The organism is Pseudomonadota bacterium (assembly GCA_039196715.1).
Lineage (GTDB): Bacteria > Pseudomonadota > Gammaproteobacteria > CALCKW01 > CALCKW01 > CALCKW01.
Window position 1 is genome coordinate 1 of sequence record JBCCUP010000102.1, and the last position, 12,784, is coordinate 12,784.

General features: G+C 61.9%; 10 protein-coding genes. 3 read left to right on the forward strand and 7 right to left on the reverse strand.

Translation table 11 applies throughout. The features are described from left to right. Window positions 1-1,779 precede the first annotated feature (1,779 nt). Both AAGA11_20990 and AAGA11_20995 read left to right on the forward strand, forming a co-directional pair. Window positions 1,780-4,740: a DUF1800 family protein gene (locus AAGA11_20990; GenBank protein ID MEM9605351.1), complete on the forward strand. Its 2,961-nt coding sequence runs from the start codon at window positions 1,780-1,782 to the stop codon at window positions 4,738-4,740. Next, on the forward strand, window positions 4,740-6,182 hold the full coding sequence (locus AAGA11_20995; protein ID MEM9605352.1) for a DUF1501 domain-containing protein: 1,443 nt from the start codon (window positions 4,740-4,742) through the stop codon (window positions 6,180-6,182). The genes AAGA11_20990 and AAGA11_20995 overlap by 1 nt, the downstream gene beginning before the upstream one ends. Window positions 6,183-6,224: 42 nt before the next feature. On the opposite strand, the gene dctP is transcribed toward AAGA11_20995, so the two are convergent. Both dctP and AAGA11_21005 read right to left on the reverse strand, forming a co-directional pair. Next, window positions 6,225-7,289: a TRAP transporter substrate-binding protein DctP gene (gene dctP, locus AAGA11_21000; GenBank protein MEM9605353.1), complete on the reverse strand. Its 1,065-nt coding sequence runs from the start codon at window positions 7,287-7,289 to the stop codon at window positions 6,225-6,227. Between the two features lie 112 nt (window positions 7,290-7,401). Next, window positions 7,402-8,745, reverse strand: coding sequence for a cytochrome c peroxidase (locus AAGA11_21005; protein MEM9605354.1), 1,344 nt, complete (start codon window positions 8,743-8,745; stop codon window positions 7,402-7,404). Here AAGA11_21005 and AAGA11_21010 point away from each other — a divergent pair. Continuing rightward, complete coding sequence (locus tag AAGA11_21010; GenBank protein MEM9605355.1) at window positions 8,737-9,210, forward strand: tetratricopeptide repeat protein; 474 nt, start codon at window positions 8,737-8,739, stop codon at window positions 9,208-9,210. The two genes, AAGA11_21005 and AAGA11_21010, sit on opposite strands and share 9 nt — an antisense overlap. A 41-nt stretch (window positions 9,211-9,251) precedes the next feature. Here AAGA11_21010 and AAGA11_21015 read toward each other — a convergent pair whose 3' ends face one another. The 5 genes from AAGA11_21015 to AAGA11_21035 all read right to left on the reverse strand — a co-directional run. Continuing rightward, entirely contained in the window at window positions 9,252-10,541 is a 1,290-nt protein-coding gene (locus AAGA11_21015; GenBank protein ID MEM9605356.1) for a TRAP transporter large permease, read from the reverse strand. Continuing rightward, window positions 10,541-11,110 carry a TRAP transporter small permease subunit gene (locus AAGA11_21020; GenBank protein MEM9605357.1) on the reverse strand — a complete coding sequence of 190 codons (570 nt, stop codon included), beginning with the start codon at window positions 11,108-11,110 and terminating at the stop codon, window positions 10,541-10,543. Before AAGA11_21020 ends, AAGA11_21015 begins: the two co-directional genes overlap by 1 nt. After that, window positions 11,107-11,586: a flavin reductase family protein gene (locus AAGA11_21025; GenBank protein MEM9605358.1), complete on the reverse strand. Its 480-nt coding sequence runs from the start codon at window positions 11,584-11,586 to the stop codon at window positions 11,107-11,109. Before AAGA11_21025 ends, AAGA11_21020 begins: the two co-directional genes overlap by 4 nt. Before the next feature lie 20 nt (window positions 11,587-11,606). Next, entirely contained in the window at window positions 11,607-12,497 is an 891-nt protein-coding gene (locus AAGA11_21030) for an aldo/keto reductase (protein MEM9605359.1), read from the reverse strand. Continuing rightward, window positions 12,497-12,784, reverse strand: a 288-nt coding sequence (locus tag AAGA11_21035; GenBank protein MEM9605360.1) for an alkanesulfonate monooxygenase, incomplete at its 5' end; no start/stop codon positions are given. The genes AAGA11_21035 and AAGA11_21030, both read right to left, overlap by 1 nt.

Below are 12,784 nucleotides of genomic sequence, written 5' to 3' on the forward strand. Positions count from 1 at the left end.
ACGGTTGAAGCTGTTGAGGCGATAGTTGTTAGAGGCGATGTAGAAATTGATGACGTATATTTGTCGCAGTCTTTTCCGGCGCCCATGCCTCCGGAGCTATTGTCCCCTGCTGATGATGCGGAAATTGAGTCTGGAGATAGTCGGACTTTTTTGTGGCGTGGGCTGCCTATTGCTACTTTCTACGATTTACGCATTTTTAATATTTCCACGGGTCATGAAGTCTTATATGAGGGTTTGATTGCTTCGGATGTTTGTGATGATTTTCAGGAATGTAAATACGTAGTGGCGGTCACATTGCCTGAAGGAATCTATCGTTGGGGCGTTAGGGCGCACAATGCTTCGGGCGGTGGTGCTTGGTCGGAAAAGGCTCTCAACGTTGCGTCAGAAGACCTGGCTAGTGTGTCAAGTTATGGTACGGAATATTCCGATTGGAATATATCAGACTCGAATCCAGAGGGTGCTGATTTAGTAGTTTTTGAAGATAATTTCACAGGTGGTTCGGTTGTTGCCATCACCGGTGATGGTTTGAAGAATGCGTTTATGGTTGGTGGTCTCAATGCCGCCTCTGGATGGGATAATCGAAGTGATTTTTTCCTAAGTTGGTCTATGCAGACCAAGGAGCTGTATGAAATTTATGTTCGAATCGAGACGATAAAGGGATTCCGCTTCCTGCGATATAATTACTCTGCTGGTAATTATTTGCTAAATAGCGAGGGTATGGTAGTGCATTATGGCTTGGGAGAGGCGAGCCGTGATGGTGAGTGGCATAGTTGGTCGCGTGATTTAAGTACTGATTTGTTGGTTGCGGAGCCTGATAATGCTTTACTGGCAGTGCATGGGGTATTGGTTCGCGGTAATTTGTTGCTTGGAAATTTGGTTTTAAGTGAGAGAAATCGCGCCCCACACGCCATCATTAGTGTGCTTAACGGGAGCCCAACTATAGGTGCGCCTATGCGCCTCGATAGCTCGGCTAGCTTTGATCCCGATGGTGCTGTTGAGCGTGCCTATTGGCGCAACGAGGTAGGTGAACTGTTAGGAGATTGGACTTTCATAGATCGAATTTTAAATGTGCCAGGCCGGCATCGTTTTCTTTTGGAAGTGGTCGATGATGGTGGTTTGAGCGCATTAGAATCAGTGACAATTGAGCCGATTGATGCTTCGTTGCCAACTATATACAGTGACGCGGAAGATGGGACGGTTAATGGTTGGCGTGTTTCGGATAATAATCCATCGGGCGCGTCAGTAGCGCGAGTGGAGGACTCAAGTGGTGGCCATGCGGTATCGCTTTCGGGTTCGGGTCTGCTAAACGCATATACATTAGGAAATACAAATCCAGGTAAGGGCTGGAATAATAGGCACCAGCGTATTGCAAATTGGAGTGTAAAGGCTGATGGCGATTTCCGTGTTTATTTCCGTATAACGACCCCAGAAGGTTGGCGTTTTCTTTATTATGATAATCGTGACGAGAGCACTTTCTCAGACAGTGCTGGAAGATATTTGCACTACGGGCTAGGGTCTTTTATATCAGATGGCACTTGGCGGCAATTCTCGCGAGATTTGCAGGCTGATCTCGAGACAATACAGCCCGGCAATACGGTTGAAGCTGTTGAGGCGATAGTTGTTAGAGGCGATGTAGAAATTGATGACGTATATTTGTCGCAGTCTTTTCCGGCGCCCATGCCTCCGGAGCTATTGTCCCCTGCTGATGATGCGCAACTCGAGTTTGGCAGATTCCAGACCTTCTTTTGGCAGGGTTCGGCCCTCGCGACATCATACGACGTGCGATTTGTCGATGGCGCGACGGGCGACGAGCGGCTCTACGAAGGGCTCGATGCGTCGGACGTGTGCGATGGCTCCTTCAGCTGCGATCAGTACTTCACCACCGAGACGCCTGTGGGTATGGGCCACAGCTGGGGCGTTCGCGCGAACAACGCGGCGGGCAGCAGCGCGTGGTCAGACTTTACATTCCATGTGATCCCGGAGCGCACGGCCGCACCAGTCACGCCCACCTTGCAATCGCCAGCCGATGGCGGGGCCGTAGCCAGTGGTGCCGAGGTGGAATTCACCTGGCAGTCCGACAGCCAAGTCACGTACTACGACCTCGAGATCATCGACGGTTCCGACAGCAGCAGCGACACTTCGAATAACCTACGTTACCGCTTGTACTGCGATGACGCACTCTGCCGCTACACCCAAACCGTCGACTTGCCGGTGGGGGCGGGGCACAGCTGGCGTGTTCGGGCTCGAAACCGCCTCGGTGAGTCAGATTGGGCAACGCACGCGTTGAGTGTGTCCGGTCCGGCACCGGGCACCCCTATCCTGCAGTCGCCTGCCGACGGTGCGGAGCTGAACGAAAACACCACCGTGGATTTTACTTGGCAGGCAGACGCCGATGCGGCGACCTATGCCTTCCAGTTGATGGATGCCTCGAGCATGCCGATCGGCGGCGTTGTGAATCTGACCGCGGCAAACGCCTGTGTTGGCGGCACGTGTTCATACCCTGTGACGCTCGACGTGGCGGCCAATGACGACTACGGCTGGTCTGTGACGGCCAGCAACGCGAGTGGCACCTCACCGTCGAGCGAACGCGCGTTCCGCGTGGTGGTGCCACCCGTGCCGTCGCCCGACGCGCCCGGTGCCGTGTCGCCGGCCGTGGATGCCGAATTGCCCGCTGCAACCTTGACCACCTTTGCCTGGGCGCCAGCGGCCAATGCGGAGTCGTACGACCTCCAAATCGTCGACGCCGCGCTCGGTGCACAGCCGGTGGTCGACGGCATGTTGGCTGCTGATGTCTGCACCGTCGAACGCTGCGAGGCGATGGTCACTACGCCCGATGGCGCAGGGTCCGGTCACCTCTGGCGGGTGCGCGCGGTGAACGTGACCGGTGCGTCGGCGTGGACGGAACGCGCCTTTGCGACCGTTGTCGACCTGCCGCCCGATCCGGTCGCCGCGTTCACGGCCTCAGCCGGGAGTGGTTTCGTGCCGTTCACGCTCAACGTTGACGCCAGTGGGTCCAGTGACGATATCGGCATCGTCCAGTACCGCTGGGCTTTTGCGGACGAGCAGTTGGTCGAGGGCGACACGGCGCTTACCGCAGTGCACACCTTTGAGACACCCGGCACCCACGAGGTGGTTCTGACGGTCACCGATGGCGAGGGTCGCAGCGACCAGGCGTCGATCACCGTGACGGCCCACGCTTCGCTCGCGACGGCCGAAGAGGCGGCGCGGTTGCTCGCCCAGGCGAGTTTTGGGCCGACACTTGAGGACATCGACGCGGTCCGTCGGCTGGGCGTCGAGGGTTGGATCGACAACCAGCTTCTGCTCAAGGGTCCACCGCACCTCGACTATGTCCTGCAGCATTCCAACGGCAGCAACCGCAGTGCGCGGCACGAGAAGTTCTGGCTAGACGCGGTCGACGGTGAGGACCAGCTCCGCCAGCGCGTGGCCTTCGCGCTCAGCCAGTTGCTCGTCATTTCCGACACCGGGTACACCTTGTCGAACACCCAGCACGGCGTGACCAACTACTACGACATCTTGCGCAACGAGGCCTTTGGCAGCTACCGCGAGTTGCTCGAGCAGATCACGCTTAGCCCAATCATGGGTGTCTATCTGAGCATGCTGCAGAACGACAAGGGCCGCCCCGAGAGCAACACGCGGGCCGACGAGAATTTTGCCCGTGAAGTGCTGCAGCTCTTCTCGATCGGTTTGTACAACCTGAACCTCGACGGCACGCGTGCGGTCGGTAAGACCTATACCCAGGAGCAGATCGAGGCGTTTGCCCGGGTGTTCACCGGTTGGAACTTCGCCAACGCGGGCGATTGGAACCGACCGCTGTTCACCAATCAAGACATGCGGAACCCGATGGAGCCCTTCGAGGACCACCACGACACCGGGGCCAAGACGTTGCTCAATGGCACAGTGCTGCCAGAAGGCCAGACGGCGCGGGTCGACCTCGAAGCCGCACTCGACAACATCTTCGCGCACGCGAACGTCGGGCCCTTCGTTGCCTCGCACTTGATCAAACAACTGGTGACCAGCAACCCGACACCGCAGTACGTGGCACGCGTCGCGACGGTGTTCAACGACAACGGCTTCGGCGTGCGCGGTGACCTCGGGGCGACGGTCAAGGCAATCCTGATGGACACCGAAGCGCGCACCGTCGGGGGCGTCGCGAACTTCGGCAAGATGCGCGAGCCGGTGTTGCGGTTCTCACATCTCTGGCGTGCGTTCTCCGTGTCGCCCGGCAACTGGAGCGAGAACGGTGAGTACGAGACCTACAGCCCGACGCTGCAGGACATGGACAGCGAAACCGGTCAGGCACCGCTCAAATCGCCGTCCGTGTTCAATTTCTTCAGCCCGAGCTACAGCCCGCAGGGCCCGGCGCAGGACAACTGGCTGGTCGTGCCGGAAATGCAGATCTTCACCGACAGCAACATCTTGAAGTCTGCCAGCCGGGTGAACCGTCAGATCTACCGCCACTACCTGCAGAACAGCTCGCCGTCGGAGCGCAACCCGGCCTACCTCGATTACAGCCGGGAAATCGCACTCGCCAGCGACCCGCATGCGCTGCTGGGCCACTTGAATTTGTTGCTGCTCAGCGGTGCCATGTCGGATGCGTTGGAGACCATCTTGCTCGACCATCTCAACACGCTTGAGGACGACGAGGACGGGCTGGTCGAACGCGTGCAGGACGCCATCGCGTTGATCGTGGCCTCGCCGGACTACCTGGTACAAAAATGATGTTCAAACGACATTCGCGGGCGGCAGCGAGCCGTGCCTTGCTCAACCGACGTCGGTTCCTCAAGACGATGGCGGCCGCCAGTGTGGCGGGCTCCGGTCTGGGAGCGGTCAACGGCAAACTCGGCTTGATCGGCAATGCCTTGGCCGCGACAGGCGACTACGTCGGTTTGAGCGACTACAAAGCGCTGGTCTGCGTGTTCCTCTACGGCGGCAGCGACTCGTTCAACATGTTCGTGCCGACCGACGACGCCCTATTTCAGCAGTACCTCGCGAGCCGCGGCTCGCTGAGTGTCGCCGAGGGCTCACTGTTGTTGCCGACAACCGATGTCGGCTTCGGCTTCAACCAATTCATGCCGCGCACCAAGGCGCTGTTCGACGCCGGGCAACTGGCTGTGGTCAGCAACGTGGGTAACCTGATCGAGCCGGTGATCAACAAGAGTGCTTATACCGACATCGAAACTGCGATCCCCGCCGACCTCTTTGCCCACAACCACCAGCAGGAGCAGTGGCAGAAGGGCCTGAGCAGTTTGCCGAGCTCGCTGGTCAACAGCGGGTGGGGTGGGCGCATGGCGGATCTGCTCCAGGAGGCCAACGGCGCGGCGACGCTGCCGCCGACCTTCTCGTTGTTCGGCAGCAACCACTGGTTGCCGGGCAGTTCGACAACGCCGCTGAGCGTCAACCGCATCAACGGTCTTGAACAGATCGCCTTCATGAACCGCCAGAGTGCGAGCCAGGAGGCGCGGGCAAACGCCCTGTCGCAGATTCTGTCCTTGCCGTATTCGCACATCATCGAGCAACAGGTCGCGCAGGACGCCTTGCGCAGTATCAACAGCGCCGACCAGTTGATTGCAGCGCTCGACGGGGCGACTGAGATCACCACACCGTATGACAGCAGCAGCCGGCTCGGCAAGCAGCTGCGCATGGTCGCCCGACTCATGCAAAGCCGTCAGGCGCTCGGCATGAACCGGCAGATCTTTTTCGTCGGCCTCGGGGGCTGGGACACCCACGACAACCAGGGGGTGCGCCTGGACAGCTTGCTGCGTGAGCTCGACACGTCACTGGCCGATTTTCAGAACACCGTGGATGCCCTCGGCCTGAGCGATTCGGTCACCACCTTCACGGCCTCGGACTTCGGCCGCACGCTTTCGGTCAACGGTGACGGCAGCGACCACGGGTGGGGCGGCCACTACCTTGTCATGGGCGGCGCCGTGGACGGCGGCAGGCTTTATGGCAGTTTGCCGAGCTTCGTGACCGGCGCGGACGACGACGCAGACGACAAGGGGCGGGTGATACCGCGGTTGTCGGTCAACCAGATGGGGGCGTCGCTCGGGGGGTGGCTTGGCTTGTCGGAGTCCGACCTGCAGGACATCTTCCCCGACCTCGCCAATTTCGGCAGCGGCTGGCAGGACCCGGTCCGCTTCTTTGGAAGCCCTCCCGCCTGAGTGGCGGGAGAGCGCGTGCCGCCCGAGTGGCGGCACGGACTGTTACTGCATGTCCGCTGCGCGAACGGCGCTCAGTGAGTCCTCTGCGGCCGCCACCGAGGACACCAGCGCGTCGAACGCGGCCTCACCACCGTCGACGTTCTGCTTGAACCACTCGTAGACCGGTGCAGCGGCTTCCTTGAAGGCGGCTTTTTCGGCTGGTGTGGGCACGTAGAGGTCACCGCCACCGGCGACGAAGTCGCTGTACGCCTGGATCGACTTGCGCTTCGGTGAGGCGAAGGTCGCCTGCTGAAGCTGGTAGAAACCGTCGACCACGACCTGCTTCAGGTCATCGGACATACCGCTGAAACGCTCGTTGTTCATGAACCAGAGCGCGCCCATGTACGCGTGGCCGTCCAGCGTCACGTACTGCAAGCCTGCGTCCGGGAACTTCATGTTCATGATGTCCGTAATGCCGTTCTTGGAGCCCTCGACAACACCGGTCTGAAAGCTGGTGAACAGCTCGGGCCAGGGGATCGGTGTCGGGCTTGCGCCGAGCGCCTTAACCAGCACCTGGGGCAGGTCAGCAACCACGGTGCGGATCTTCAGACCGTCCATGTCCGACGGGTTCTGCACGCGGCGCTTGGTGTTGGCAAAGTTGCGCCACCCGCCGGTGTTGCCGATGGTCATCAGTCGAATGGCACCGCCTGAGCCGTCCATGACCATCTTCTGCATGGTCTGGACGAATTCGGAACCGTTGGCGAGCGCAGACTCCGCGACGCGGTCATCGGCCATCAGGTAGGGCAGGTCGAGTACCTGGACGAACGGGAACAGGCCCGAGGTGCCACCGGACGTCTGAATGACCACGTCGATGGTGCCGTCGGCGATGCCCTGAAGGCACTCGGTGCCGTTGCTGCACAGTTGCGTGCCGATGAACAACTCGACTTCGATCGCGCCGTTGGACGCCGCTTCGACGTAGTTCTTGAACACGACGAGGCCGTCGTAGTCTTCGTCGTTCTCGTTCGAGTTTGCGGTGGCGCGCAAGGTGATGTCGGCCGCCTGTGCAGCGGTTGCGCCCAACGCGACCGCGGCCGCGAGTGCCAAGGTCTTCAGTGAACCCTTCATCATAGGGTGTCCTCCTCGTGTGGTGTGTGAAGGTGTGTGGTTCCCGTGACGGGAGCCATGGGTTTGCCAGCAGCCGAGGCTGCATCGCGAACGTGATCTACCTGCTGCGACCCGATCACGGCAGTGTCAGCCGTGTCAGGTTCTGTTGCATACGGTCCACGGGTAACCCGGAGGGTACCGCATCCGGCACAATGGCATCAGGGTCTTTTTGGTCGTCCGTCAGGGCGTGCATGAACGCCACAAGCGACGCGATCTCGTCGTCGGTGAGCGCGGGCCCTGGCGCGGGCACGGCCGCTGCCTGGCGTGCCATCTCAATCCGATCCGACTGGATAATGAAATCGACTGGCGCGAGCCACGGTACGTCGATGAGGTTGGCGTCGTCGCGCGTCCATTTGGCCCGCATGCCAGCGGGATCCAGGTGCTGTCGGATGATGCCGTCGAGCGTGGGCCAGGCGCCGTTGTGGCCGTATGGCGCGGTCAGCGCGACATTGCGCAACATCGGCGTGCGAAAGGCGTAGGCGTCTTCGATGTCGTCGGTCTCAGCCAGTCGGCCGAGGTCGCGCGCGAGCAGGTTGAAGCGCCGCGTCCGACCCGGACCGAACGCGGGCAGGCCGAGTGCATGAAACTCCTGGTCACTGAGCCACATGCCGCTGTGGCAACTGGCGCAGTTGGCTTTGCCGTAGAACAGCGACATGCCGCGCAGTTGCACCGGGCTCATCGCGTCGCTGTCACCGCGCAGGTGGCGGTCGAAGGGCGTGTCGATGCGCTGCCAGGTGGCGTTAATGAAGGCACTCAGTGCGTTGGCGATGTCGACGATTGTGATGTCGCCGGGCGTAGAGATGTGGGCCTTGTGCTCGATGAAGTGCTCGGCATAGGCCGGGATCGCGGCGACACGCGCAGCGATGATCGGCCAGGCCGCATCAATGCGGTCGTGCACCGCGCCGATGACTTCGTTCTCTTTCAGATTGCCCGCCATTTCGAACTGCGCGACCAGTGGGAACAGGGCCTGCGCGGCGAGCAGGTTGTCGAGGCCGCCGGGCAACCACTCCTCGGCCGGGCTGTTGAAGCCGTTGCCGTAGAGGTCACTTTCCGAGAGACGCCCGTCGTGGAACATCGTGTGCAACTCGCGAGCACCGAGGTTGAACAGGGCTTGCGAATTGCGTGGCACGCGCTTCTTGATCCGGTCTGCGCCGCTGCCCGGTGTGCGTGCCGGGCCAAGGCCCATACCGCCCTCGCCGATGCCGAGCGACAAACCGTCGCTGGTGTTCAGCCCGGGGTGGTGACAGGTCGCACAACTTATGTTTCGATTGCCCGATAGGATGCGGTCGAAGAACAACAGCTGCCCCACCTCGACATCGGCCGGGTCGGTTGCGTGAAAATCGGCTGGCGTTGGGGCCGGCGGCAGCGTCGTCGCCTGCACCGAGGCGCTGAACACGAGGAACAACAGGGCATGAAACACAGCTGGGCGTTCGCGGCGTTGTTGTCGACATCGACCGTGTGGGCCGACATTGAAATTGCCCGCGACCTGATGGAAGCGAACCGCTTTGTCGAGGCGCGGACGGCGTTGCGGCCGGCTGCCAATTCGGGCAACGCCGACGCCGAAGAGTTGATTGGCATCCTCTACGCGATGGGCCTGGGTGTCGAACGCGACGACCGGCGGGCGTTCGAGTGGTACCTGCGCAGTGCGATGAAAGGGCACGCGGGCGCCCAGTCCGGCGTGGGCTGGTACTACGAAGTCGGCCGTGGCATGCCGGCGCCCGACCTCGTCAGGGCCTACCTCTGGTACACCCTGAGCGCCATTGGCGGCGACCCGGATGCCGTGCTGTCGCTCGAATCGCTGGCACCCAAACTCACGCGCGAGCAGCGAGACGAGGCGCTGGAACTGGTCGCGGACTACAAGACCTGGATGTACCCCTTTCGCTGAGCGCACGCTGCGCGGCTGTTTTGCCTGATCGCGGCCCCACATCATTCGACAAAGCCGGTCCAGCGCGGTATTGCCAATGACAAGGCCGGTATGTAGGTGATCAGGAAGATCACGAGGATCTCCACGGCGAGGAACGGCAGAATGGCCCGCGCGATGGTTTCCACGCGTTCCTTCGACACACTCGAGGCAACAAACAGCACCAACCCCATGGGCGGTGTGGCGAGGCCGACGGTCAGGTTCACGCTCATGATGATCGCGAAGTGCACCGGGTGGACGCCGAGGTCGACGAACACCGGGCCGAGGATCGGACCGAGGATGATGATTGCGGGGCCGGCGTCGAGAAACATGCCGACGACGAACAGCAGCAAGTTGATCAACAGCAGCAGCAGCAGCGGGTTTTCCGTCAGCCCGAGGATGAAGTCGGCGAGGATCTCGGGCGCGTGGCTCAGGCTCACGACGGTCTTGAAGGCCATGGCCGCACCCACCAGCAGCAACACGACCGCCGAGGTGATGCCCGCGCGGGTGAACACTTGCGGCAGGTCGGCGAAGGTCATTGAGCGCATCACGAAGAGCCCGACAAGCAGCGCCCACGCCACCGCCACGGCGGCCGCCTCGGTCGGCGTGAACACGCCGCCCAGGATGCCACCGATGATGATCACGGGTGTCATCAGCGGGAAAAACGCCTTCAGACTCGCCTGACCGCGCTCGCGCCAGGTGTGGCGCCGCGTCGCCACCGGAAAGTCGTAGCGGTCTGCCTGGTAGCTGACCATGAGCATCAGGCCGACACCGACCAGCAGGCCCGGCACGATGCCGGCCAGAAAGAGGGCTGCAACGCTCTCGCCCATGACGTAGGCGTAGATGATCATGATGCCCGACGGCGGAATGATCGGACCGATCACCGAACTCGCCGCCGTGATCGCGGCAGCGAATTTTCGCGTGTAACCCTGCTTCTCCATTGCCGGGATGAGCATCGAGCCGAGCGCCGAGGTGTCGGCAACCGCACTGCCCGAGAGGCCGGCAAACAGCATGGAGGACAGCACGTTCACGTGTGCCAGCCCGCCGCGCAAGTGGCCCATCAGCGCCTGGGAAAACTCGACCAGCCGGATGGTGATGCCACCGCGGTTCATGAGTTCACCGGCGAGCATGAAGAACGGGATGGCCATCAGCGGGAAGCTGTCCATGCCGTTGTAGACATTGCGGTAGAGCAGGGTGAAGTCGCGGGTCTGGCCTTCGAGCAACAACAACAGGCCTGGCGCGGCGATCAGGCCGAAGAAGACCGGGAGTCCCAGCAGCAGGAAAACGAGGAAGACGGGCAGGAACCAGATCAGCATCACTCGGCCCCCCCGGCAAATTCGGTGTCGTCGATGTGCGGCTCACGGCCCGTCAGGGCCCGCAGGATCAGCTCGAGGTTGACCAGCGCCATGAGAAAGAAGCCGACCACCAGGGATGCCATCATGGTGGACCGCGGCAGGCGGTACCAGCTGTCGAAGGTGATCGAGGTTGGCAGGTACAACGAGGCCGTCTTGAACAGACCGCCAAAGCCGGTCACCTCGTTCCAGCCGATCTGCAATGCCATGAGAATCACGCTGAAGGACAGCGCCAGCATGACGATCGTCAGCGCGCGCCCGAACAGAGCGGGCAGAAAAGACTGAATCGTATCGATGGCAACGAAACCACCGCTGCGCAAGGCGGTGGGCGCCATCAAGCCTGTCATCCAGAGCATGCAGAAGCGGGCCGCCTCGTCCGGCCAGGGCAGCGCGTTGTTGAAGCCGTAGCGAAACACCACCTGCACCAGGATCGCGACCACCATCAAGGCAACGGCAATGGCCCCGAGTGCGCGCCCGATGGCCAACAGGGCGTCGTTGATCGCGGCCAGTGGCCGCAGCACCCGGTCGATCACCGTGCGCCCGCCGACTGGAAGGCCGTCAGCTGCCCGCCGAAGAAGCCAAGGGCGTCACCGTCGCGCCAACGGTAGCGTTCGATTTCGGCCAGCACGATGGTGTGATCGCCGCCAGGGTAGGTTGCGTGGCGCTTGCACTCGAAGGTTGCGAGCGCATCGTGCAACACCGGCACGCCGTGTACGTTCGGCGTGCTCTCGCAGGTCGAGAAGGCGTCGATCGATGACACGAAAGCGCGGCAGGTGTCGAGCTGCGCTGCGTCCAGTACGTGGATCGCATAGTGCGCCGCCGAGAGAAACGACGCCGTGCGCCCACCGTCGTTGGCGAGGCTGAACGACACCAGGGCAGGCTCCAGTGACACCGAGGCAAAGCTGTTGACGGTGATACCGATGGGGCCGGTCGGGCTGCTCGCCGTGACCAGCGTGACGCCCGTAGCGAACCGGGAAAAGGCGCTTCGCAGGTCTCGGGTGTTGGGCATGATGGGCTCTGCGTTTGACACTATGCTACCTCGTGGCCCAGGGCGGCCGTGTAGAGTTCAAACCAGGTCACACGGTCGAGCTCGACCTGCAGGGCCTGGTTCAGTGTTTTGATCCGTTCCAGGTTGTTTGTGCCGAGCACCGGCACGATCCCGGCCGGGTGGGCCAACAGCCACGCCGTGGCGACAGCGGCCTCGTCCACACCGTGGTCGCGTGCCACGCGGGTGAGACACGTGTTCGCCGGGTGCTCGGCCTGCATGAGTGCGCCGCCGCCCAGCGGTGACCACGCCATCATCGTGTGCCCGTGTTGCTGGTGAAAGGCCACGTCGCCGTTGGTGAAACCCGCGTGTGCAGCGAGCGACAGTTCGATCTGGTTGGTCACCAGCGGGGTGCGCATTGCGGATTGGAGCAATTGCCAATCCCAGGGCCGGAAATTCGAGACACCGACGTGGCGAACCTTGCCGCTGGCCACCAGTGCATCGAGTGCGGGTCCGGTCTCGTGCGGGTCCATCAGGGGGTCGGGCCGGTGCAGAAGCAGCAGGTCGATCCGGTCGGTGTGCATCGCCACGAGCGAATGCTCGACTGAAGCCTGGATGTGCTGCGCGCGGGTGTCGTAGTACTTCACCCGGGTATCCTTGTAGCGCCCGATCGGTGCGACGATGTCGCACTTGGTCACGATCTCGATCTGATCACGCAACGACGGCGACGCCTTCAAGGCCGCCCCGAACAGCGCCTCGCAGTGGTAGTCACCGTAGATGTCCGCCTGGTCCATCGTCGTGATGCCCTGTTCGAGGCAGGCCTCGATCTTGGCGGTCACGTGGGCGGTTGAGGTGTCGGCGTCGTCGCCGAGTCGCCAGAGCCCGTAGACAAGGCGGCTGAAGTCGAGGGAGGGTGACATAGTGCACCGTTGCATCAGCGGCGTTCTCCGATACCGAGCGGGGTGGCGGGGGTGCTGCTCGGCACGCGCCCATACACCGCGGGGAGTGAACAGGTTTCGAGTTCCGGCATCACGAGCTTGCCGACGTAGTCGGCTTCCTCGAGGTGCGGGTAGCCCGAGAGGATGAAAGCGCGCATGCCCATGCTGCGGTAGCGCGCCAGTTTCTCGAGAATCTGATCGGCGGAGCCAACCAGGGCTGCGCCGCAGCCCGAGCGCGCGCGCCCGACGCCGGTCCAGAGGTGCGGTTCGGTGTAGCCGGCCTG

What these genes read in the sequence shown, in the direction of transcription:
- AAGA11_20995 (MEM9605352.1), top strand. Translation starts at nt 4,740, where the DNA reads ATGTTCAAACGACATTCGCGGGCGGCAGCGAGCCGTGCCTTGCTCAAC.
- dctP (MEM9605353.1), bottom strand. Translation starts at nt 7,289, where the DNA reads ATGATGAAGGGTTCACTGAAGACCTTGGCACTCGCGGCCGCGGTCGCG.
- AAGA11_21010 (MEM9605355.1), top strand. Translation starts at nt 8,737, where the DNA reads ATGAAACACAGCTGGGCGTTCGCGGCGTTGTTGTCGACATCGACCGTG.
- AAGA11_21015 (MEM9605356.1), bottom strand. Translation starts at nt 10,541, where the DNA reads ATGCTGATCTGGTTCCTGCCCGTCTTCCTCGTTTTCCTGCTGCTGGGA.
- AAGA11_21025 (MEM9605358.1), bottom strand. Translation starts at nt 11,586, where the DNA reads ATGCCCAACACCCGAGACCTGCGAAGCGCCTTTTCCCGGTTCGCTACG.
- AAGA11_21030 (MEM9605359.1), bottom strand. Translation starts at nt 12,497, where the DNA reads ATGCAACGGTGCACTATGTCACCCTCCCTCGACTTCAGCCGCCTTGTC.